At 70.4% G+C, this 20,441-nt stretch carries 23 protein-coding genes and 2 pseudogenes; 16 read left to right on the forward strand and 9 right to left on the reverse strand.

Features of this window, described 5'->3' with window-relative positions; genetic code table 11:
• Window positions 1–51: 51 nt before the first annotated feature.
• The 13 genes from ACU6WZ_RS27600 to hypE all read left to right on the forward strand — a co-directional run bounded on the left by ACU6WZ_RS27600 (window position 52) and on the right by hypE (window position 12,419).
• The gene (locus ACU6WZ_RS27600) at window positions 52–1,833 is read left to right on the forward strand and encodes a nickel-dependent hydrogenase large subunit (RefSeq protein WP_447030890.1); all 1,782 of its coding nucleotides are present in this window, start codon (window positions 52–54) and stop codon (window positions 1,831–1,833) included.
• Window positions 1,830–2,438, forward strand: coding sequence for a NifU-related iron-sulfur-binding protein (locus tag ACU6WZ_RS27605; RefSeq protein ID WP_447030891.1), 609 nt, complete (start codon window positions 1,830–1,832; stop codon window positions 2,436–2,438). The genes ACU6WZ_RS27600 and ACU6WZ_RS27605 overlap by 4 nt, the downstream gene beginning before the upstream one ends.
• Window positions 2,435–3,133, forward strand: a complete 699-nt coding sequence (locus ACU6WZ_RS27610) for a DUF5947 family protein (RefSeq protein ID WP_447030892.1) — start codon at window positions 2,435–2,437, stop codon at window positions 3,131–3,133. Before ACU6WZ_RS27605 ends, ACU6WZ_RS27610 begins: the two co-directional genes overlap by 4 nt.
• Entirely contained in the window at window positions 3,130–3,831 is a 702-nt protein-coding gene (locus ACU6WZ_RS27615) for a DUF6084 family protein (protein ID WP_447030893.1), read from the forward strand. Before ACU6WZ_RS27610 ends, ACU6WZ_RS27615 begins: the two co-directional genes overlap by 4 nt.
• Window positions 3,832–3,860: 29 nt before the next feature.
• A complete protein-coding gene (locus ACU6WZ_RS27620; protein ID WP_447034286.1) occupies window positions 3,861–5,330 on the forward strand; it encodes a hypothetical protein in 1,470 nt (489 codons plus the stop codon).
• On the forward strand, window positions 5,327–5,884 hold the full coding sequence (locus tag ACU6WZ_RS27625; RefSeq protein ID WP_447030894.1) for a hydrogenase maturation protease: 558 nt from the start codon (window positions 5,327–5,329) through the stop codon (window positions 5,882–5,884). Before ACU6WZ_RS27620 ends, ACU6WZ_RS27625 begins: the two co-directional genes overlap by 4 nt.
• A 13-nt stretch (window positions 5,885–5,897) precedes the next feature.
• Entirely contained in the window at window positions 5,898–6,014 is a 117-nt protein-coding gene (locus tag ACU6WZ_RS27630; RefSeq protein WP_447030895.1) for a DUF6893 family small protein, read from the forward strand.
• A 211-nt stretch (window positions 6,015–6,225) separates the two neighbouring features.
• Window positions 6,226–6,618, forward strand: a complete 393-nt coding sequence (gene hypA, locus ACU6WZ_RS27635; RefSeq protein WP_447030896.1) for a hydrogenase maturation nickel metallochaperone HypA — start codon at window positions 6,226–6,228, stop codon at window positions 6,616–6,618.
• A gap of 2 nt (window positions 6,619–6,620) precedes the next feature.
• A complete protein-coding gene (gene hypB / locus ACU6WZ_RS27640; protein WP_447030897.1) occupies window positions 6,621–7,418 on the forward strand; it encodes a hydrogenase nickel incorporation protein HypB in 798 nt (265 codons plus the stop codon).
• A complete protein-coding gene (gene hypF / locus ACU6WZ_RS27645) occupies window positions 7,415–9,802 on the forward strand; it encodes a carbamoyltransferase HypF (protein WP_447030898.1) in 2,388 nt (795 codons plus the stop codon). The genes hypB and hypF overlap by 4 nt, the downstream gene beginning before the upstream one ends.
• Before the next feature lie 76 nt (window positions 9,803–9,878).
• Entirely contained in the window at window positions 9,879–10,199 is a 321-nt protein-coding gene (locus ACU6WZ_RS27650; RefSeq protein ID WP_447030899.1) for a HypC/HybG/HupF family hydrogenase formation chaperone, read from the forward strand.
• The gene (gene hypD, locus ACU6WZ_RS27655) at window positions 10,196–11,329 is read left to right on the forward strand and encodes a hydrogenase formation protein HypD (RefSeq protein ID WP_447030900.1); all 1,134 of its coding nucleotides are present in this window, start codon (window positions 10,196–10,198) and stop codon (window positions 11,327–11,329) included. The genes ACU6WZ_RS27650 and hypD overlap by 4 nt, the downstream gene beginning before the upstream one ends.
• A 16-nt stretch (window positions 11,330–11,345) precedes the next feature.
• Entirely contained in the window at window positions 11,346–12,419 is a 1,074-nt protein-coding gene (gene hypE / locus ACU6WZ_RS27660) for a hydrogenase expression/formation protein HypE (protein ID WP_447030901.1), read from the forward strand.
• Window positions 12,420–12,453: 34 nt separating this feature from the next.
• Here hypE and ACU6WZ_RS27665 read toward each other — a convergent pair.
• Both ACU6WZ_RS27665 and ACU6WZ_RS27670 read right to left on the reverse strand, forming a co-directional pair.
• Window positions 12,454–12,588 (reverse strand): annotated as a pseudogene (locus tag ACU6WZ_RS27665) (helix-turn-helix domain-containing protein); the annotation flags it as partial.
• Window positions 12,589–12,704: 116 nt separating this feature from the next.
• Entirely contained in the window at window positions 12,705–13,154 is a 450-nt protein-coding gene (locus ACU6WZ_RS27670; RefSeq protein ID WP_447030902.1) for a hypothetical protein, read from the reverse strand.
• Between the two features lie 136 nt (window positions 13,155–13,290).
• Between ACU6WZ_RS27670 and ACU6WZ_RS27675 the strand changes: the two genes are divergently transcribed.
• Entirely contained in the window at window positions 13,291–14,496 is a 1,206-nt protein-coding gene (locus ACU6WZ_RS27675; RefSeq protein WP_447030903.1) for a PP2C family protein-serine/threonine phosphatase, read from the forward strand.
• Between the two features lie 136 nt (window positions 14,497–14,632).
• Here the strand turns inward: ACU6WZ_RS27675 and ACU6WZ_RS27680 are convergent, their stop codons facing one another.
• From ACU6WZ_RS27680 to ACU6WZ_RS27705, 6 genes and pseudogenes are all read right to left on the reverse strand, one after another.
• Window positions 14,633–14,857, reverse strand: coding sequence for a winged helix DNA-binding protein (locus tag ACU6WZ_RS27680; RefSeq protein ID WP_447030904.1), 225 nt, complete (start codon window positions 14,855–14,857; stop codon window positions 14,633–14,635).
• A 45-nt stretch (window positions 14,858–14,902) separates the two neighbouring features.
• Window positions 14,903–15,052 (reverse strand): annotated as a pseudogene (locus ACU6WZ_RS27685) (hypothetical protein); the annotation flags it as partial.
• 289 nt (window positions 15,053–15,341) lie between these two features.
• The gene (locus ACU6WZ_RS27690) at window positions 15,342–15,833 is read right to left on the reverse strand and encodes a DUF6328 family protein (protein WP_447030905.1); all 492 of its coding nucleotides are present in this window, start codon (window positions 15,831–15,833) and stop codon (window positions 15,342–15,344) included.
• Between the two features lie 62 nt (window positions 15,834–15,895).
• A complete protein-coding gene (locus tag ACU6WZ_RS27695) occupies window positions 15,896–16,273 on the reverse strand; it encodes an STAS domain-containing protein (RefSeq protein WP_447030906.1) in 378 nt (125 codons plus the stop codon).
• A gap of 185 nt (window positions 16,274–16,458) precedes the next feature.
• On the reverse strand, window positions 16,459–16,698 hold the full coding sequence (locus tag ACU6WZ_RS27700; RefSeq protein ID WP_447030907.1) for a DUF5133 domain-containing protein: 240 nt from the start codon (window positions 16,696–16,698) through the stop codon (window positions 16,459–16,461).
• Window positions 16,699–16,777: 79 nt separating this feature from the next.
• Window positions 16,778–17,638, reverse strand: a complete 861-nt coding sequence (locus tag ACU6WZ_RS27705) for an RNA polymerase sigma factor SigF (protein WP_447030908.1) — start codon at window positions 17,636–17,638, stop codon at window positions 16,778–16,780.
• Window positions 17,639–17,858: 220 nt separating this feature from the next.
• On the opposite strand from ACU6WZ_RS27705, the gene ACU6WZ_RS27710 reads away from it, so the two are divergent.
• Window positions 17,859–19,085 carry a phospholipase D-like domain-containing protein gene (locus tag ACU6WZ_RS27710; RefSeq protein WP_447030909.1) on the forward strand — a complete coding sequence of 409 codons (1,227 nt, stop codon included), beginning with the start codon at window positions 17,859–17,861 and terminating at the stop codon, window positions 19,083–19,085.
• Between the two features lie 8 nt (window positions 19,086–19,093).
• Here ACU6WZ_RS27710 and ACU6WZ_RS27715 read toward each other — a convergent pair whose 3' ends face one another.
• Entirely contained in the window at window positions 19,094–19,834 is a 741-nt protein-coding gene (locus ACU6WZ_RS27715) for a restriction endonuclease (RefSeq protein ID WP_447030910.1), read from the reverse strand.
• Between the two features lie 168 nt (window positions 19,835–20,002).
• Between ACU6WZ_RS27715 and ACU6WZ_RS27720 the strand changes: the two genes are divergently transcribed.
• Window positions 20,003–20,407, forward strand: coding sequence for an ATP-binding protein (locus ACU6WZ_RS27720; RefSeq protein ID WP_447030911.1), 405 nt, complete (start codon window positions 20,003–20,005; stop codon window positions 20,405–20,407).
• Window positions 20,408–20,441: the final 34 nt, after the last annotated feature.

The following is a 20,441-nucleotide window of genomic DNA, read 5'->3' on the forward strand; positions in this document are numbered from 1 at the left end:
CCCGCGTGATCCGACCCGTACGAAGAATTGACGAAGGGCGCTGCACACACGATGGCACCGACGACGAAGGCCCAAGACAGCAGTGGCCTGACAGAAATGTCCTGGGATCCGATCACCCGGATCGTGGGCAGCCTCGGCATCCACACAAAGATCGACTTCAAGCAGAAGCGCGTGGCGGAGTGCTACAGCACGTCGTCGGTATTCCGCGGCTACAGCGTCTTCATGCGCGGCAAGGACCCCCGCGACGCGCACTTCATCACCAGCCGCATCTGCGGGATCTGCGGCGACAACCACGCCACCTGCTCGGTGTACGCGCAGAACATGGCGTACGGAGTGAAGCCCCCGCACCTCGCCGAGTGGATCATCAACCTCGGTGAGTCGGCAGAGTACATGTTCGACCACAACATCTACCAGGAGAACCTGGTCGGGGTCGACTACTGCGAAAAGATGGTCCGCGAGACCAACCCGGGCGTCCTGGAGCTGGCCGAGCGCACCGAGGCGCCGCACGCCGCCGACCACGGCTACCGGACCATCGCCGACATCATGCGGTCCCTCAACCCCCTGGAGGGCGAGTTCTATCGCGAAGCCCTACAGGTGAGCCGCTACACCCGTGAGATGTTCTGCCTGATGGAGGGCCGCCATGTGCACCCCTCCACGCTCTACCCGGGCGGCGTAGGCACCATCGCCTCCGTGCAGCTCTTCACGGACTACCTGAGCCGCCTCATGCGCTACGTGGAGTTCATGAAGCGCGTCGTCCCGCTCCACGACGACCTGTTCGACTTCTTCTACGAGGCCCTGCCCGGGTACGAGGAAGTCGGCCGCCGCCGGGTGCTGCTCGGCTGCTGGGGTGCCCTCAACGACCCGGAGCACTGCGACTTCACGTACGCCAACATGACCGACTGGGGACGGAAGATGCTCGTCACCCCGGGCATCATCGTCGACGGCAAGCTGGTCACCAACGACCTCACCGAGATCAACCTCGGCATCCGGATCCTGCTCGGCAGCTCGTACTACGAGGACTGGCAGGGCCAGGAGCAGTTCGTCACCCACGACCCGCTCGGCAACCCGGTCGACCCGCGCCACCCCTGGAACCAGCACACCATCCCCGCCCCGCAGAAGCGGAACTTCGACGACAAGTACAGCTGGGTCATGTCGCCGCGCTGGTTCGACGGCAAGGACTACCTGGCGCTGGACACCGGCGGCGGGCCCATCGCCCGCCTGTGGTCGACCGCGCTGTCCGGACTCGTCGACACCGACTACGTCAAGGCCACCGGCAACAGCGTCGTCATCACCCTGCCGCGCACCATGACCAAGCCGGAGACCCGCCTGGAGTGGAAGATCCCGCGCTGGAGCAACGCGCTCGAGCGCAACCGGGCCCGCACCTACTTCCAGGCGTACGCCGCGGCCATCGCACTGCACTGCGCGGAGAAGGGCCTCGCGGAGGTCCGCGCCGGACGCACCCAGACCTGGGAGAAGTTCGAGGTACCGGACGAGGGTCTCGGTGTCGGCTTCACCGAGGCGGTACGCGGGGTGCTCTCGCACCACATGGTGATCCGGGACGGCAAGATCGCCAACTACCACCCCTACCCGCCGACCCCGTGGAACGCGAGCACCCGCGACACCTACGGAACCCCGGGTCCGTACGAGGACGCCGTGCAGAACACGCCGATCTTCGAGGAGAACACCCCGGAGAACTTCAAGGGCATCGACATCATGCGCGCCGTGCGCAGCTTCGACCCCTGCCTGCCGTGCGGCGTCCACATGTACGTCGGTGGCGGCAAGACCGTCCAGAAGATGCACGTCCCCACCGGCCTGAGCGGACTGTCCGGATGAGCGCCGCAGCACGCACCGCGGCCCCGCCCGCCGGCGCGCAGAAGCCCGCGGTCAACGCCGAGCAGGCCGGCCGGCGCATCGAGGAGGTCCTGGACCGGCTGGCGGCCACCGGGGACCGTGACGTGTGCGCGGCCGCCGAGGAACTGGTGCGCGTCCTGATGGACTTCTACGGCGCCGCCCTGGCCCGTATCGTCGAACCGCTCACGGCGCCCGCGGACCGGGGAGCCGGGCCCCTGGCCAAGCTGCTCGACGACCAGCTGGTAGCGAGCCTCCTGGTCCTGCACGACCTGCACCCGGAGGACACCGGGCGCCGGATCGAACGCGCTCTGGCAACCGTACGGGAACACCCCGTCGAGCTGGTCGGCTTCGACGAGAGCACCGGCACCCTGCGCCTGCGGTCCTCGGCGGGCGGTGGCTGCGGCTGCTCCAGCACGGCCGGGTCGGCCCAGGAGGCCGTCGAGAGCGCCCTGGCGTGTTTCGCGCCGGAGGTGACCACGGTGGACCTGGCGCCGGCCGCCGCCGCGGAACCGGCCCTGCTCCAGATCAGGACCGGGCCGCCCACCGGCCCGGCCGGCCATGCCCCCGCCCCGGCGAAGGCCCCGTGAGCGCGCCGCCGGTGGGGACGCGACGCCCCGGGCAGCCATCGGGGCCCCAGGGGCTGCGCCGCTTCGTCGCGGAACGCCCTCCCCCGCAGGAGCGGTGCGAACTGTGCGGCGTACCCGTCATCGAAGGCGGCCACCGACACCTGGTGGACATTGAACAGCGCTCGCTGGCCTGCGCCTGCGCGCCCTGCGCGATGCTGTTCGCGGAGCCGGGCGCCGCGCAGGGCCGGTTCAAGGCCGTCCCGGACCGCTACCTGTCGGACCCGGAACACCACCTCGACGACCAGGTCTGGGAGCTCCTCCAGATCCCCGTCAGCGTCGCCTTCTTCTTCCGCAACGCCGCCCTGGACCGGTTGGTCGCGCTCTACCCGAGCCCGGCCGGCGCCACCGAGAGCGAACTCGACCCGTCCACGTGGCAGGCCGTGCTCGGCAGCAGCCCGCTGGCCGCCGGGCTCCAACCCGACGTGGAGGCGCTGCTGCTGCGCCGTTCGGAGGGACGCACCGCCTGCTACCTGGTGCCGATCGACATCTGCTACGAACTGGTGGGCCGCATGCGGCTGCTGTGGCAGGGCTTCGACGGCGGCGCCGAGGCCAGGGCCGACTTGAACGCCTTCTTCGAGCACGTGGACCGGCGGGCCCACGCCCACGCCCCCGCCGCCCACGCCCCCGCTCCCGCCGTCGAAGGAGGGCGGCCATGACGGAGTTCTCCTTCACCTGCATCGGAGTACGCGCCGACCAGTACGCCGCCGGACCCACCCTGGTCTTCCGGCTGCGCGTCACGGCGTCCGAGGGTGTCCGCGTGCACGCCCTCGCCCTGCGCTGCCAGATTCGCATCGAGCCGGCCCGGCGCACGTACGGCCAGGGCGAGGCGGAGGCGCTGAACGACCTGTTCGGGGAGCGCTCACGGTGGGGCAGCACGCTCCAGCCGGTGCAGTTCGCCCAGGTCACCGTCATGGTCCCGTCCTTCACCGGCGAGACGGAGACCGACCTCGTCGTGCCCTGCACGTACGACATGGACATCGCGGCGACCCGGTACTTCAACGCCCTCCAGGACGGCGAGGTGCCACTGCTCATGCTGTTCTCCGGCACCGCGTTCACCGGCGCGGGCGGCTTTCACGTCGAACCGGTGCCCTGGGACCGGGAGGCGTCGTACCGGATGCCGGTCGTGACCTGGCGGGAGATGGTCGAGCAGCACTTCCCGGGCTGCGGCTGGCTCCGCCTGCCCCGCGAGACCATGGACGCCCTGCTCCGCTTCCGCTCGGAGCGCGCGCTGGCGTCCTGGGAGGCGACTGTCCAGACGCTCCTGGAGTCGCAGCAGCCACCCCCCGCGCAGGCTCCCGCCCGTACGCCGGCCCACGCCCTGCTCTCGCGCGCCATCGAGAGGACCGCACCGTGACGACCTCCGCGACGCAGCTCACCCCGGACATGGACGCCCGGTTCGCCACCGCCCGGCACGTCGCCGACACCGTCCTCTTCGAGGGGTACGTGCTCTACCCGTACCGGGCATCGGCGGCCAAGAACCGGCTGCGCTGGCAGTTCGGAGTGCTGGTGCCGCCCGCCTGGGGCGTGCAGTACGAGGAGCACGACTTCCAGCACACCGAATGCCTGATGGAGCCGAAGGCGGGGGCGACGCTCGCCGCCGAGCTGCGGTTCCTGCACGCCCAGCGGCGCACGGTCCAGCAGCTCCGCGACGACGGCACCTTCGAGACCGTGCCCGAACTCCACCTGCCCGACCGCGTCCTGGTGCCCTGGGACGAGGGCGCCGAGGAACGGGTCGAGGTCGTCACGGCCGTGGCGGAACTCAGTGGAGAGGGCGCAGTCGTGCCCTTCACGCGGCCCGCGCGTGAGGAGACCGAGCCCGTGCTCGACGAGGACGGCCGGACCGTGGGCCGGCTGGTCCGCCGCTGCGAGGAGATCAGCGGCGTCGTACGGCTCAGCGCCCGTGAACTCGACGGGCCCTACCGGGCGCTGCGGCTCACCGCCATCGTCGAGAACACCAGCCCCTGGACACCGGACGGCGAAACCCACGGCGGCGAACGTCCGGGCGGCGAAACCCACGGCGCTGAACGTCCGCGCGGCCAACGCTCGGACCGGGACGCCGCGCTCGTGCACTCACTGGTCGCCACCCATCTGCTGCTGGGCCTCAGTTCCGGGTCCTTCCTGTCGATGACCGACCCGCCCCAATGGGCCAAGGGCGCGGTCGCCGCCTGCCGGAACCTGCACACCTGGCCGGTCCTCGCCGGCGAGGCGCCTCGCACCGACCTGGTGCTGTCCTCCCCGATCATCCTGGAGGACCACCCGGCCATCGCCCCGGAGAGCCCCGGAGCGCTGTACGACGCCACCGAGATCGACGAGATCCTCGCCCTGCGCACCGCTGCCCTCACCGACCAGGAGAAACGGGAGGCCCGGGGCACCGACGCGCGCGCGGCGGCCGTCATCGACCTGGCCGACTCGATGCCTCCCGAGGTGCTGGAGCGGCTGCACGGTGCGGTACGGGCCCTGCGCGAGGTCACCGGACCCGCAGCGCCCTCGCCCACCCCCTCGGGTGGCCCGGAACTGGCCGACCCACACGGCGTACTGCGCCCGGACACCCCCTGGTGGGACCCGGAGAGCGACAGCAGCGTCGATCCGATGCGCGACCGGATCGTAGTGGACGGCCGGTCGGTCGGAGTGGGCAGCCGGGTGCGGCTCCGCCCGGGTCTGCGGCGTACCGACGCCCAGGACCTGTTCCTGCACGACCGCATCGCTCACGTCGAGGCCGTACTGCACGACGTCGACGGGGGAGTGCACGTCGCGGTGACGGTGGAGGGCGACCCGGGCGCCGACATCCGGCGCGAACAGGGCCGGTTCCTGTACTTCCAGCCCGACGAGATCACCCCCGAGGAGGATGCGTGAATCCCCCTGGGGAAGAGACACACGAGAGCCGCCGGACCCTGGTCGCCGGTATCGGCAACATCTTTCTCGGCGACGACGGGTTCGGCGTCGAGACGGTGCGCCAACTGGCAGCGCTGGAACTGCCCGAACACGTCGACGTCGTGGACATCGGGGTACGCGGTGTCCACCTGGCCTATCAACTCCTCGACGGCTACGACACGCTCGTCATGGTCGACGCCACCGCGCGCGGCGGAGCCCCGGGAACGGTCTACCTGATCGACGCGGGCACACCCGAAGCCGTCGAGCCGCAGAACGCCCTGCTCGACGGTCACCGGATGACACCCGACGCCGTTTTGGCCCTCCTGGGCACCCTGTGCGCGGGAACCGGCGGCGTCCCGCCGGGCCGCACCCTCGTCGTGGGCTGCGAACCGGCCTGCGTGGAAGAGGGCATGGGTCTCAGCGCACCGGTGGCCGCCGCCGTACCGGCCGCCGTGCGGCTGGTTCTGGACCTGGTACGCGAGAACGAGCAGACAGCACCCGCCGCACGGGCCGTGGCCGGCCCGGCATCGAACTGAGAAACGGACAGAAATGGACCCCACCATGAAGAAGGCCATCTTCGGCGGCGCGGCAGCAGCCGCCTTGGTCGCCGTCGCGATGCAGGTTCTGCCCGACATCAGGCGCTACCTGCGGATCCGCTCGATGTGACGTCACAAACGGGCCCGCCCCAGGCCGGGCGGCTGGACCGAACGGTGTACGTGGTGGGGCGCGGCCGGTGTGCCGGGCGCCCGGCGCCCGGCCCGCCCCGTCTAATGGACCGGCACAGCGGCGTGCAGCAAGCGCCGGATGCGGGACGTCGCATGCAGGGCGTCGCATGCAGGACTTCGCATGCAGCACGTCGCATGCAGGACGGAGACCGATGCACGAGATGTCCATCGCGCTGGCCGTCGTCGGCCAGGTGGAAGAAGCGGCGCGGGCCGGCGGCGCCACAGCCGTCACTTCGGTGCGGCTCCAGGTCGGCCAGCTGGCCGGGGTCGTCCCCGACGCGCTGGCCTTCTGCTTCGAGCTGGCGTGCGCCGGGACGATCCTCGAAGGCGCCGAACTGGTCACCGAGCCCGTAGACGCCCGGGCCCGCTGCGAGCCCTGCGCGGACGAATGGGCGACGGGCATGCCCCCTCAGCTGTGCTGCCCGGTGTGCGGCGCCGCGGCGGCCGAACTCCTCTCGGGCCGCGAATTGCAGATCGCCGGCGTGCTCTGGGAGGACGACCAGGCGCCCACACATACCCGTGAACCCGTCTCGGAGGAGCGCTGAACATGTGCCGAGTTGTCGACCTCCAGCAGGCGGTGCTCGCGAAGAACGACGCGACCGCGCACACACTGCGCGCCGCGCTCGCCGCTCGCGGAACCACCGTCGTCAACCTGCTCTCCAGCCCCGGCAGCGGCAAGACCGCCCTGCTGGAACGCGAACTCGTCCTCGCCCGGGAGCGAGGCATCCCCGTCGCAGCCCTTACGGCCGACCTCGCCACCGAGAACGACGCCGTGCGCCTGGCCCGCTCCGGCGTCCCGGTCAAGCAGGTTCTCACCGACGGGCTGTGCCACCTGGAAGCCGGGATGCTCGGCGGGCACCTCGACGGCTGGCTCCCCGATGACACCCGGCTGCTGTTCGTGGAGAACGTCGGCAACCTCGTGTGCCCGGCCTCCTACGACCTAGGCGAGTCGCTGCGGGTGGTGCTCGCCTCGGTGACCGAGGGCGAGGACAAGCCGCTCAAGTACCCGACGGCGTTCGGCCTCGCCCACCTGGTGGTCGTCACCAAGACCGACATCGCCGAGGCCGTCGAGTTCGACGAGGCGGCCTTTCGCGCCCATGTCGAACGGGTCAACCCCGGCGTGGAGGTGGTCCTGACCTCCGCCCGACGGGGCGAGGGTGTCGGCGCGCTGCTCGACCGGGCCGTGGCGGTCCAGAAGGACGGGACCGCGGGGCACGTTCCCGTGATGGCCTCGCAGCAGCAGCAGCAGCAGCAGCAGCAGCAGCAGCAGGAGCAGCAGGAGCAGCACGGGCACGGCCACACACACGGCCACCATCACCACCACGCAACGCCGACCGGCCCGTGACGACGTATCAACCCGGCCCGCTCGTCACCGACACCCTCCAGCGCCGGCGCGTCACGGTGCGCGGCGTGGTGCAGGGCGTCGGCTTCCGTCCCTTCGTGTACGCCGTCGCCACCGAACTCGGCCTGGCCGGGCAGGTCACCAACTCGGCGGAAGGGGTCGTCGCCGAAGTCGAAGGCACCCCATCGGCGCTCGCCCTCTTCTGCGACCGGCTCACCGCCGAAGCGCCCCCGCTGGCCGTTGTCGAGAGCATCGGCCACGAGGAGGTGCCCACCGAAGGAGGTTCCGGTTTCGTCATCGCCGCTTCCGGGCCCTGCGGGCCCGCCCGCACACTGGTCTCGCCGGACGTGGCCACCTGCGCGGACTGCCTCGGCGAACTGGCCGATCCGGCCGACCGGCGCCACCGCCACCCCTTCATCACCTGTACGCACTGCGGGCCGCGGTTCACCATCGTCACCGCACTGCCGTACGACCGCGCCCACACCACCATGGCCCGCTTCCCCATGTGCCCCGACTGCGCGCGCGAGTACGCGGACCCGGCCGACCGGCGCTTCCACGCACAGCCCGTCGCCTGCCCCGCCTGCGGGCCGCGCCTGCGCCTGCTCCTGGCGGACCCCGCCCCTGAGCGGCCCCCACGCGCCGTGGCCGGCCCGGACCCGGTCGCCGCAGCACGCGGGCTGCTGGCCGACGGCGCGATTCTCGCCGTGAAGGGTCTTGGCGGCTACCACCTCGCCTGCGACGCGGCCAACACCCGGTCCGTGTCCCTGCTGCGCTCCCGCAAGGCACGTGGCGGCAAGCCGTTCGCGGTGATGGCCCGCGACCTCACCGACGTCGAGCACCTGGTCGAGCTGGGCGGCGAAGAGCGCGAGCTGCTCACGGGCACCGTCCGTCCGGTCGTCCTGCTGCGCCGCCGCCGCGTACCGCTCACGCCGCCGGGAGCCGTGCGGCTGTCGGACGCGGTCGCCCCGGGCAGCCCCGACCTCGGTGTGATGCTCCCGTACACCCCCCTGCACCACCTCCTTCTGGGCCTGCCCGGTGACCCGGACGGGCCGCGCTTGCTCGTCATGACCAGCGGCAACGTGGCCGGCGAGCCCATCGTGACCGACGACGCCGACGCCGTGGACCGGCTCGCGCACCTGGCCGATGCCTGGCTCACGCACGACCGCCCCATCCATGTGCCGTGCGACGACTCGGTGGTACGCGTCTGCGACGGGCAGCAGCTGACCGTGCGCCGCTCGCGGGGGTACGCACCGATGCCCATCGCCCTGCCGGTGCCGGTGCGGCCGTCCCTCGCCGTCGGCGGCGACCTGAAGAACGCGTTCTGCCTGGCCGAAGGCCGCCGGGCCTGGCTGTCCGCACACATCGGGGACATGGAAGACCTGGCCACCCAGCAGGCCTGCGAACGCGCCGTGTCGCATCTGGAGACGGTCACGGGGGTGAGCCCGGAGCTCATCGCCGCCGACCGGCACCCCGGCTACCGCTCCGGGCAGTGGGCGGCGCGCCGCAGCACGGGCCGGCCGGTCGTGAGGGTCCAGCATCACCACGCGCACATCGCGTCGGCGATGGCCGAGCACGGCCTGGACGGCAGCCGCAGGGTGATCGGCGTCGCCTTCGACGGCACCGGGTACGGCGACGACGGGGCGGTGTGGGGCGGCGAGATCCTGCTGGCGGACTACGACGGATACAGCCGGTTCGGCCACCTCGGGTACGTGCCACTGCCGGGCGGCGACGCGACCGTACGACGGCCCTACCGCATGGCTCTGGCGCATCTGCGCGCGGCCCGATTGCCCTGGACGGACGACCTGCCCTGCGTACGGGCCTGCCCTCCCGACGAACTGCGCCTGCTGGAACAGCAGTTGGAGCAGGGGGTGAACTGCGTGCCCACCTCAAGCATGGGACGCCTCTTCGACGCAGTCTCCTCCCTCGCGGGCGTGTGCCACCGCTCGGGGTACGAAGCCCAGGCCGCCGTCGAGCTCGAAGCCGCAGCCGTGACCGCCGCCCCGCACGATGGCCCCGGCTACGACTTCGCACTGCGCTCGCCGGCGCCGGGCGGCGCCGAAGGCGCACTGACCGCCGACCCCTCGCCCGTACTCACGGCGATCGCCGGCGATGTTCGGGCCGGCACCCCACCGGCGCTCGTCGCGGCACGCTTCCACGCCGCCGTCGTCCGCCTCGTACGCGAAACCTGTGTCAGGGCGAGCGAGCGCCACGGCCTGGACACCGTCGTCCTCACCGGTGGGGTCTTCGCCAACACCCTGCTGTCATCGGCCTGCGCCGAGGCGCTGCGCACGCATGGCTTCACCGTCCTGCGCCATCACCGGATCCCTCCGAACGACGGGGGGCTTGCCCTCGGCCAGCTCATGGTGGCCGCACGCACCGCCCACTGACCGCATCGCCAACCCCCGCACCGCCAACCCACGCCCCATCCACCCACCGACGTCGCTCGCACCAGAGGAGAAACACATGTGCCTCGCGGTACCCGGCAGAGTTCTGGACATCGCCGAACGGGACGGCACCCGCATGGCCACCGTCGACTTCGGTGGCGTGGTCAAGGAGGTCTGCCTGGAATACCTGCCCGACCTCCAGGTCGGCGAATACGCCATCGTCCACGTGGGGTTCGCCCTGCAGCGCCTCGACGAGGAGTCGGCGAAACAGACCCTGGAGCTGTTCGCGACGCTCGGCATGCTTCAGGAGGAGTTCGGCGACCCCTGGGAGCTGGCAGCGGAGGCCGCCGGATCCCCGTGGGCCGCCGAGGACGAAGCAGTGCAGGAGGGCCGGCAGTGAAGTACATCGACGAATTCCAGGACCCCGAACTGGCCAAGCGCCTGCTCGACGACATCCACTCCACCGTCACCAGGCCGTGGGCCCTGATGGAGGTCTGCGGCGGCCAGACGCACACCATCATCCGGCACGGCATCGACCAGCTCCTGCCGGAGAAGGTGGAGCTGATCCACGGACCGGGCTGTCCGGTGTGCGTCACACCGCTGGAGGTCATCGACAAGGCACTGGAGATCGCGTCGCGCCCCGGAGTGATCTTCTGCTCGTTCGGAGACATGCTCCGCGTCCCCGGCACCGGCCGTGACCTGTTCCGGGTCCGCAGCGAGGGCGGCGACGTGCGGGTGGTCTACTCGCCACTGGACGCCTTGCGGGTGGCGCAGCAGAACCCGGACCGCCAGGTGGTGTTCTTCGGCATCGGCTTCGAAACCACCGCGCCGCCCAACGCCATGACGGTCCACCAGGCACGCAGGCTCGGCATCGAGAACTTCAGCCTGCTGGTCTCCCACGTGCGGGTGCCCCCGGCGATCGAGGCCATCATGCAGTCCCCGAGCTGCCGGGTGCAGGGCTTCCTCGCGGCGGGGCACGTGTGCAGCGTGATGGGGGTGGGGGAGTACCCGGAGCTGGCCGAGCGGTACCGGGTGCCGATCGTGGTGACCGGTTTCGAGCCGCTGGACATCCTGGAGGGCGTACGCCGGACCGTGCGGCAGCTGGAACGCGGCGAGCACCGGGTGGACAACGCGTACGCCCGCGCCGTACGGCCCGAGGGAAATCCGGCGGCGAAGGCCATGCTGGAGGACGTGTTCGAGGTCACCGACCGCGCCTGGCGGGGCATCGGAGTCATCCCCGCCAGTGGCTGGCAGCTGTCCTCCCGCTACCGGGACTACGACGCGGAGCACCGCTTCTCCGTGACCGGCATCGACACCCGTGAGCCGGCCGAATGCCGCAGCGGCGAGGTCCTGCAGGGCCTGCTGAAGCCGCACGAATGCGAGGCGTTCGGCACCACCTGCACCCCCCGCAACCCGCTCGGAGCGACGATGGTCTCCAACGAGGGCGCGTGCGCCGCGTACTACCTCTACCGGCGCCTGGACCACACGAACGCAACGCGCGTACCCCTGGAGGCGAGTCCCGTTGTCTGAGACCACGAAGCTCCGCATGTCCGGAGCACCGGCAGAGCCTGTTGTGGACCTCATGGCGTGGACCTGCCCGGCTCCGCTGCGTGACCAGCCCCGCGTGGTGATGGGGCACGGCGGCGGCGGCGCCATGTCCGCCGAACTGGTCGAGCACATCTTCGCGCCCGCGTACGGCGGTCAGGCTCTCGCGCAGCTGGGCGACGCAGCGGCGGTCACCGTGGGCGGAGCCCGGCTGGCCTTCTCCACCGACTCCTTCGTGGTGCGGCCGCTGTTCTTCCCCGGCGGCAGCATCGGCGACCTCGCGGTCAACGGTACGGTCAACGACCTCGCCATGAGCGGGGCCAGGGCCGCGTACCTCTCCTGCGGATTCATCCTGGAAGAGGGCGTCGAAGTCGAGGTCGTGGCGAAGGTCGCGCAGGCGCTCGGCGCGGCGGCCCGCGCGGCGGGCGTCGAGGTGGCGACCGGCGACACCAAGGTCGTCGAAGCAGGCCACGGCGACGGCATCTACATCAACACGGCCGGAATCGGGCTCATCCCCGACGGGGTCGATCTGCGGCCGCAGCGGGTCGTCCCGGGCGACGTGGTGATCGTCAGCGGCGAGATCGGCGTCCACGGCGTGGCGATCATGAGCGTACGTGAGGGCCTGGAGTTCGGCGTGGAGATCGAGAGCGACTGCGCGGCACTGGGCGGGCTCGTGGACACCATGCTCGCGGTGACGCCGGATCTGCACGTACTGCGCGATCCCACCCGCGGCGGGCTCGCCGCGGCGCTCAACGAGATCGCCGCGGCCTCCGGAACGGGAGTCGTGATCGAGGAGCGCAAGGTGCCGGTCCCACAAGCTGTGGCCAATGCCTGCGCCATTCTGGGCCTCGACCCGATGTACGTCGCCAACGAGGGCAAGCTCGTCGCGTTCGTGCCCCGCGCCGAAGCCGATGCGGTACTGGCCGCGATGCGGGCACACCCGCTGGGCGCGCACGCCACGGTGATCGGCGAGGCGGTAGAGGCCCATCCCGGCATGGTGGTGGCCCGCACCGGGCTTGGCGGCACCCGCGTGGTCGACCTGCCGATCGGGGAACAGCTGCCCCGGATCTGCTGACGGGCTCCTTCGAGGGCCCGTCGGGCGCGAGCCCGGCCCATCGCTGGGCTGTCGTCGGCGAGACCTGGAAGCGTTCGGCGGCCCGGCGCAGCGACCAGCCGTCGTCCACGACGCAGCGGGCCAGGCGCAGACGGCCGGTCTCGGTCAGGGGTGCATTACGGTGGGGCATGAGGGCCTTCTGTCGTTCGATGTCGATGTCGCAATCCACACCGAACCCGGAAGGCCCTCACTCATTCAAGATCACCCCACCGTGATCACTGTCACCAACCTCCGTGGACAGAACACCTAGCCCCGCTTGCGCTTGTCCGGTGCGTCCTGAGCGTCGACGCCGGTGTACGCCGAGGCGTCCTTGCTGCCGCTGGGACGCCCCGAGCGGCCGCGCCGGCCTTCGTCCTGCGTACCCGTCTCGGACTTTCCCTTGCCCAGGTCCTCGCCCCGGCGGCCGCTGGTCTTGGCGGTGTCGCCCGGCACCGGCTTGCTCTCCTCCCGGGAGATCTTCCTGCCGGGGCCCGCCTCCGGGGCGTACTCGTCGGCGTGGAACGAGCGATGATCACTGGGGTTGTCCTGCTGCCGGGTCTTGTCCACGTCCGGGGACCAGCCGTGCTGCTCGGTGTCCCCGTGCCGGCTCGATGCCTTGCCGTGCGAGGGCTGGGACGCCTTCGGCTTCTTCGCCATGACCTGCCTGCCTGTCCGGTGGAGTGTGACGGCCGCGACTGCGCGCGCCGTCCTGCGCATAATGGAATTGTCCCACCGGCACACAAAACGGTCATGTCGAGTGGGCCGTTCGTTACGGTGGCAGGGCTCGCCCGTCCGCCGGGGGCCACCTGCGTACGATCTCCTCGACCCGCCCTCCGCAAGAAGTCAGGAACCCGTGGACAAGATCGCCGCCGTCGAGCGCGCCTTGCGAACCGCTGCCCCGCACCTGCTGCTCGACGTCGTCACAGTGGCGCTGCGCGAGCACTACGAGGCCACGCGGGTCGAACTGCGACTGGCCGACTACGGGGTGAGGTCGTTGCAGTCGGTGGAGAAGACCTCCTATCGCACCGACCCGGTACCGATCCACGACAGCCCCCAGGGCCGGGCCTTCGGTTCCCAGGAACCACTTGTTGTGACCGACAGGACGGCCGGGACGGTGATGCTCCATCTCCCGGTCACCATCCGGGGCGAGCGTATGGGCGTGCTCACGGTGACCCTTGCCGAGGACGACTACACCCCGGCCCTGCTGCCCGAGATCGCGCACGTCTGTGAAGCCCTCGGGCACGAGATTCTGGTCGCAGAGCGAGACACCGACCTGTACGTGCTGGCCCGCCGCGCCGCACGCCTGACGCTCGCCGCCGAAATGCAGTGGCAGCTGCTGCCGGGCCGCTCCTGTGCGCGCCCCGAGTTCACCGTGGGCGCGCACCTGGAGCCGGCGTACGCGATCCACGGAGACAACTTCGACTGGTCCATCTCGGCCGACCATCTCTCCGTCGCGGTCACCAACGGCATGGGGGAGGGGATCGAGGCCGCGCTGCTGACCAACCTGGCTGTCAACGCCCTGCGCAACGCCCGCCGGGCGGGGCTCGGGCTCGCCGACCAGGCCGCGCTCGCGGATCAAGCGGTCCACGCCCAGTACCGGGGTGCGGCCCACGTGGCGATTCTGCTGCTGCGTTTCGATCTGGACTCGGGGGACGTCGAGGCCGTGGACGCGGGATCCCCGCGCATGTGGCGCCTGCGGGACCGCACGGTCGACGAGGTCCCCTTCGACGCGCAGCTGCCCCTGGGGATGTTCGGAGACACGTCCTACGTCACCGAGCGGCTGCGGGTCCGCCCGGGGGACCGGCTGCTGATCGGCAGCGACGGCGTGTACGGCACGCTCTCCTCGGACGGCAGCAGCTACGGAGACCGTGCCCTGGCCCGGGGCCTGGCGGCCACCCGGCTCCTGCCGCCCACTCAGGTTCCGGGCGCGGTGCTACGGGAGCTGACCGCCTATCACGGGGAGAGACCCCTCGACGACGACGCCGTGCTGCTGTGCCTCGACTGGTACGGCCGGCCGGCCGGTTCGGCGGATTCCGGCCACGAGGTTGAACAGCTGTAGTTACTTGCTCGTCGGCAACTGTATGCTGGCTCTAACTGTCACAGATCTGTCACCGGTCCTGTCGGATCGTCAACTTGTGTACATGAAGGGCGCTGTGGGAATCCCGCCGGTAGGACCTCGTGGAAGTCGGGCGCCGTCACGCCGACTGCGCGGTGTCGCCCGGCTTGGTGCTGCGCGGGACGGGCTCGGCCTCGGCCGCAGCGGCCTGAAAACCCCTCAGCCCCTCGCTCAGCGCGTTGCGCTGCGTCGCCGACATCGCTTCGATCGTCGTGAGCAGCACATCTTCGCGCCGAGCCCGCAGTTCGCGCAGGTGGGCCCGGCCCTTGCTGGTGAGGTGGAGCTCGAGTTCTCGCCGGCTCACCTGGCTCGGCTTGCGTTCGATGAAGCCCAGGGCTTCGAGCCGGTCGCACAGTCGGCTGACGGACGGCGGCGCCGAACCCAGTTGCTGCCCAGCGTGCGCAGATTGATGCCTTCCTCGCGGCCGAGGCTGTAGAGCACGCGCAATTGCGACGAGGAAACGGGATGGGCTGAGACCGCGTCCCGACCTCGCTCCCAGAACGCGTCAAGCAGCTCGATGACCTCGCTCGCGGCGGTCGCTGCTTCGCGCGATCGCCGGCGGGGGGCGGCGGGGTTCACGGCCATAACGCTGACACTCCGAATCGGTCTCCAGGAAGGACCGGGGCGCGTGGTGACCGAGGGACACCGGCGCGGCGGGCGACAACCACGCACGGCGAACCGCGGAAGCCGCTCCGACGGGCCGACAGCCGGGCCACATCTCCGAAGCTCGCATCATCGGCCGGCGCCGACGCGCACGCGGAGTTCCTTCCACGCCGCAACCATAACCCTCACTCGACGCTATAGCGTCCTCGCGCCCAGAAGGGGAGGACAAACCAGCACACCAGGTACCAGAGAACAACGGCGGAGACGAGCCAGGGTGCCCAGGTGTTGTCGATCGCGACGCGCAGAACAAGAAGAAGCGCGGAGGTCAGCGTCGCCAGCAGAAGGATCAGTCCGGTGAAGACGAGCCGGGCCGCCCACTTCACGGCCTGCGGCTTGATGCGCCGGCCCGAGACGATGCGGTGGAACGAGACGGGCCCTATCAGTGCCCCGGTTGCGGTGGACCCCAGCACCACAGTCATGACGTACACGTACTTGTCGGTGGACGCCAGATCCTGGAAGTGCGGGGTGAACGCGACGGTCAGGAGGAAGCCGAGCAGGATCTGCACGCCGGTCTGGGCTATGCGGACCTCCTGCACCAGCTCCCCCCACTGGCGGTCCGCCCGCTCGTCCTGGCTCTCGCTTCTCGACGTTTCCGGTCTGCTCGTCGTCTCTTGCACAGCGGGCCTCCTGGGGCACTCGGTGAATCTGGGAACTGGCAGGGCCCGTGCCTTGCCCGGACTTACGACCCCTGGGTGTCGGCGGAAGACGCCGCCGCGACCGCCAGTGCCTCGTCGACGGTGGAGTAGAGGGGGGTGGCGGTGCTCATCCCGGTGATGTCCAGGAGTCGCCGTACGGTCGGCGTGGGCGCGGCGAGGTGCAGGTTCCCCTCGGACTGACGTGTTTCGCGGGCCGCCTTGATCAATGTGTTGAGGCCCGACGAGTCCATGAAGTCGAGGGCCGAGAGGTCGATCACCAGGTGGTGGCGCCCGTGGTGGATCTGGGTGGCCAAGTGCGTGTGCAGCAGGGTCGCGGTGTCCAGGTCCAGTTCGCCGCCCAAGGTCACGACCGCCGTGAGGGGGTCGTGCACCGTGACTTCGACGTTCAGGTTGTCGGGCATCGATGACATATGTCCCTGCCTTGAGGAGTGAGGTGGACCGGGGTCCGGGGCTGATCGATCCGCATGTGCGTCGGGCATATGTGGCCATAGTTGCCGTATGGCAATCGTATTGTGTGTGCGGACGTACCCGCCGACACGTGGACATGGCGAACGCCCGCCCCGGTGTCATCGCCGGAACGGGCGGGTCAGGCAGTGAGCCGTACGTCCTCAGGTGTGGGCTCCGAGGCGTCGGCCCGGACCGCGCCCAGCCGCTCTTCGGCCACGGACAGAGCCGCCTCCACCGTCCGGGTCCCCGTCGAGACGCACAGCGTGTAGACGACATCCTCCAGCCGGAGCGTCGACTCGGCGACATCCTGCCCGGCATCCAGGGCCTGCAGCGCGCGGTACTGCTCGACCAGCTCTCTCAGTACGACAGGGTGGGCCATCAGCAAGGTGATCTCACTCCTCGGTGGGGTGATGCCGGCCCCGTCTCCGGGTGGGCCGGTACGTCGGACAGGGTGGGCCTCAGGCCAGCATGCCGGTACGGAGCTTGCCGATCGTGCGAGTGAGGAGCCGCGACACCTGCATCTGCGAGACACCGAGTTCGGCGCCGATCTGCGACTGCGTCATCTCCTGCCCGAAACGCATCTCGATGAGGCTGCGCTCGCGCGGGTCCAGCCTGTTCAGCAGCGGGGCCAGGGTGTGCAGGTTCTCCACGATCTCCATGCCGGGGTCGGGTGCACCCATCACGTCGGCGAACGTACGCGCCGTGCTCGCCCGGCCGTTCTCGCCGCCGTCGTTGGGAAGGTCCAGGGATCCCGCGGTGTAGCCGTTGGACGCCACGATGCCCTCGATGACCTCTTCCTCGCTGAGCTCCAGGCCCTCGGCGAGTTCCTTGACGGTCGGCTCGCGGTCCAGGGTGACGGCCAGCTGTTCCTTGGTCTTGGCGAGTTCGACGCGCAGCTCCTGCAGACGCCGGGGCACGTGGACGGCCCAGGTCGTGTCGCGGAAGAACCGCTTGATCTCACCGGCGATGTAGGGGAGGGCGAATGTGGTGAACTCCACTTCGCGGGAGAGGTCGAACCGGTCGATGGCCTTGATGAGACCGATGGTGCCGACCTGGACGACGTCCTCCATCTCGCCACTGCCGCGGTTGCGGAATCGGCGCGCGGCGAAGTGCACCAGGGAGAGGTTCATCTCAATGAGGGTGTTGCGCGCGTACTGGTGCTCTCGCGTGCCCTCTTCCAGGACCTGAAGCTGGTCGAAGAACAGCTTGGACAGTGCCCGGGCGTCCTTCGGTGCGACCTTCCCCGCGTCCTCGATCCACGGCAGCTCGCCGATCTCCGTGCTCATGGTGCCGGTGGCCTGCGCCGTAGTCGCTGTCATCGTCCATCCTCCCCAGGGAAACCTGCTTACCAGGAGAGCGTCTGCCCGGACTTCAACATTGCATTCCTGTCTTTCGGCAAGAATTTTCGGATGGTGTGCCGCGCCCGGGTCCACCGGTACAGTCGGCTCGCTGCGCCTGCCCGCGCCGGACCGGGTACCCGGGCGCTCACTCCTCACTCACTTACTCACTCAACTCACTCGCGCGCCGGCAGGTGACGACATGACCAGTACGCAGGATCTGCCCGACCTGAACGCCCAGAGCTCGGACCCGGCACCCGGCGGGCGTCCCATGGAAGAGCGCGCCACGCGCATACGCCGCCGCCTGGAGCGGCTGATAGGGATCGCGGCGACCGAGGGCAACTCCGTCGTCCCGCTCCGTAACGGGGACGCGATCTTCGAGGCGATGCTCGACGGCATCCGTTCCGCGGAGCACACCGTTGACATGATGACGTTCGTGTACTGGCGCGGCGACATCGCCGGCCAGTTCGCGCGGGCGCTCGCGGAAAAGGCCGCTGAAGGGGTGCGGGTGCGGCTGCTGCTTGACGGATTCGGCAGCCGGCTGATCGAGAAGGACCAGCTGCGGGCGATGGAGCGGGCCGGTGTCCAGGTGGCGTGGTTCCGCAAGCCGCTCTATCTGTCGCCGCTCAAGCAGAATCACCGCGGCCACCGCAAGGTCCTCGTCGTCGACGAGCAGACCGCGTTCACCGGCGGGGTCGGCATCGCGCAGGAGTGGTGCGGCGACGCACGTAATGAGAACGAGTGGCGCGACACCCATGTGCAGGTCCGCGGGCCCGCGGTGGACGGTGTGGCCGCCGCCTTCGCCCAGAACTGGGCCGAGTGCCACGACGAACTCTTCGACGACCGCGACCGGTTCGTCGACCACGAGCCCCAGGGCGACTCGGTGGTGCAGGTGGTGCGCGGGTCGGCCGGCTTCGGCTGGCAGGACATGCAGACGCTGATCCGGGTCATGCTGCAGTCCGCCGAGGAGCGGTTCCGCCTGACGACCGCGTACTTCGCTCCCGACGCGTACTTCGTCGAGCTGCTGTGCCAGGCCGCGCGCCGCGGGGTGACGGTGGAGATCCTGCTGCCCGGGCCGCACACCGACAAGCGGGTCTGCCAGCTCGCCGGCCAGTGGTACTACGAGGACCTCACCGAGTGCGGCGTGAAGATCTACCAGTACCAGCCGACGATGATGCACGCCAAGGTCATCACCGTCGACCGGATCGCCTCGCTGATCGGCTCGACGAACTTCAACCGCCGCTCCCTCGACCACGACGAAGAGGTCATGCTCGCGGTCCTGGACCCGGAGTTCACCGCGACACTCGACGGTCACTTCGACGAGGATCTCGCCGTCAGCGAGCTCATCGCACCCGGCCGCTGGAAGCGCCGGTCCGCGGCGCAGCGGGTCCGGGAGGCCGCCGTAGTGCCCATCCGCCGGTTCCTGTGACCGGTATGTCACGCCGGTGACGGTTGCGCCGCCTCCCAGGGGGCGGCGCCCGTGCCGTCCGTCCAGGCGACGAGGCCCTGGTGGTCGACGCACAGAATGCCGCACTGCTCGGCGTAGTCGGCGGCCGGCTGTGTGAACTCGCCGGTGGTCACGACCGCCGCGATGTGGGCCTCGTGCACCGCGAAGCAGGTCCCGCCGAAGCGCTGGACGTCCTGCGAGCCGACCTTGTTCAACGGGCCGTAGCGCTTGCACTGGATGACGATGCGGCGGCCGTCCGGGGTGGTCGCGACGACGTCGGCGCCCAGGTCTCCGGCACCGCCGACGACCTCGATGTCGACGCAGCCGTCCCGCTCGCACAGTGCGGCGACGGCCTGCTCGAAGCTGTCCGGGTCCATGGCCGCGTAATCCGCCGACCCGAACGTCTGCGCGTGAGCCTCCGGCTCCAGCACCGCTTCGGGGGCGTCCTGCGGTTCGGCGATCCGGTAGGTGGCATCCACGACGGCGTCGGCGATACGCCCAGCGGCGCGGCGGCGGCGTACGTTCCACAACAACGCGGTGAGGGCCACCAGCGCCGCCGCCGTCATCGCGGCCGCCCCGGGGTGCTCACCCGCCGCCCGGGCCGCCAGCTTCAGGGTGAGGCCCGCGCCGCCCAGCAGCAAGGCGAGCAGACCGAAGCACAACACGGTCTGCCGGAGGCTGAAGGAAGGTCTGCGCGAGGCGAGTCCGCGCCTGCGGACGGGCATCGTCATATGCGGCGCTCATCCCTGGAGACGATAGCTTCAAGATCGATCATGGTGGCCTTGTGCCCAGGTCCGCCGGATTAAACGGTTCGGCGTCCCGTACCCTTCTCCAGACCCTTCCCAGCCCGGCCGAGGAACTTATGGACGACACAGCTCACGACAGCCGGCACGGCAGCCATGACTGACGTCGCTCGTAGCCACAGCTGGCGCATTCCGCGCGAGCCCGGGGCCTTCGCCCACGCGCGTGCTCTGGTGCGGACCAGCCTGGAAACCTGGGACTGGCCGCCCGAGCGCATCGAGGTGATGGTGCTCCTCGTCTCCGAACTCGTCACCAACGCCCACCGGCACGCCGGAACGGACGCCTGGCTGGAGCTGAGCCCGACCCCCGACGGTGCCCGTCTGACCGTACGGGACTCGGGCAGGCAGCTCCTGGCGCCGCGGACCCCGGACCTCCGTACGGCCGGCGGTGGATTCGGGCTGCTCATCCTGGACCGTACGACTGTGCGGTGGGGCGTCGAGGCGGACATCGGCGGCAAGGCCGTGTGGGCGCACGTACTGCGGACACCCGCAGGACCGGTCTGAGCGACCGGTCTCAGCGAAGCGAGGACGGGGCGAC

It is taken from the genome of Streptomyces hypolithicus, from assembly GCF_052934925.1.

Excerpts from the sequence above, each read along its gene's own strand:
- ACU6WZ_RS27600 (WP_447030890.1), top strand. The coding sequence starts at position 52 with ATGGCACCGACGACGAAGGCCCAAGACAGCAGTGGCCTGACAGAAATG.
- ACU6WZ_RS27605 (WP_447030891.1), top strand. The coding sequence starts at position 1,830 with ATGAGCGCCGCAGCACGCACCGCGGCCCCGCCCGCCGGCGCGCAGAAG.
- ACU6WZ_RS27615 (WP_447030893.1), top strand. The coding sequence starts at position 3,130 with ATGACGGAGTTCTCCTTCACCTGCATCGGAGTACGCGCCGACCAGTAC.
- ACU6WZ_RS27620 (WP_447034286.1), top strand. The coding sequence starts at position 3,861 with ATGGACGCCCGGTTCGCCACCGCCCGGCACGTCGCCGACACCGTCCTC.
- ACU6WZ_RS27630 (WP_447030895.1), top strand. The coding sequence starts at position 5,898 with ATGGACCCCACCATGAAGAAGGCCATCTTCGGCGGCGCGGCAGCAGCC.
- hypA (WP_447030896.1), top strand. The coding sequence starts at position 6,226 with ATGCACGAGATGTCCATCGCGCTGGCCGTCGTCGGCCAGGTGGAAGAA.
- hypB (WP_447030897.1), top strand. The coding sequence starts at position 6,621 with ATGTGCCGAGTTGTCGACCTCCAGCAGGCGGTGCTCGCGAAGAACGAC.
- ACU6WZ_RS27650 (WP_447030899.1), top strand. The coding sequence starts at position 9,879 with ATGTGCCTCGCGGTACCCGGCAGAGTTCTGGACATCGCCGAACGGGAC.
- hypE (WP_447030901.1), top strand. The coding sequence starts at position 11,346 with ATGTCCGGAGCACCGGCAGAGCCTGTTGTGGACCTCATGGCGTGGACC.
- ACU6WZ_RS27670 (WP_447030902.1), bottom strand. The coding sequence starts at position 13,154 with ATGCGCAGGACGGCGCGCGCAGTCGCGGCCGTCACACTCCACCGGACA.
- ACU6WZ_RS27695 (WP_447030906.1), bottom strand. The coding sequence starts at position 16,273 with ATGCCCGACAACCTGAACGTCGAAGTCACGGTGCACGACCCCCTCACG.
- ACU6WZ_RS27700 (WP_447030907.1), bottom strand. The coding sequence starts at position 16,698 with ATGGCCCACCCTGTCGTACTGAGAGAGCTGGTCGAGCAGTACCGCGCG.
- ACU6WZ_RS27705 (WP_447030908.1), bottom strand. The coding sequence starts at position 17,638 with ATGACAGCGACTACGGCGCAGGCCACCGGCACCATGAGCACGGAGATC.
- ACU6WZ_RS27710 (WP_447030909.1), top strand. The coding sequence starts at position 17,859 with ATGACCAGTACGCAGGATCTGCCCGACCTGAACGCCCAGAGCTCGGAC.
- ACU6WZ_RS27715 (WP_447030910.1), bottom strand. The coding sequence starts at position 19,834 with ATGACGATGCCCGTCCGCAGGCGCGGACTCGCCTCGCGCAGACCTTCC.
- ACU6WZ_RS27720 (WP_447030911.1), top strand. The coding sequence starts at position 20,003 with ATGACTGACGTCGCTCGTAGCCACAGCTGGCGCATTCCGCGCGAGCCC.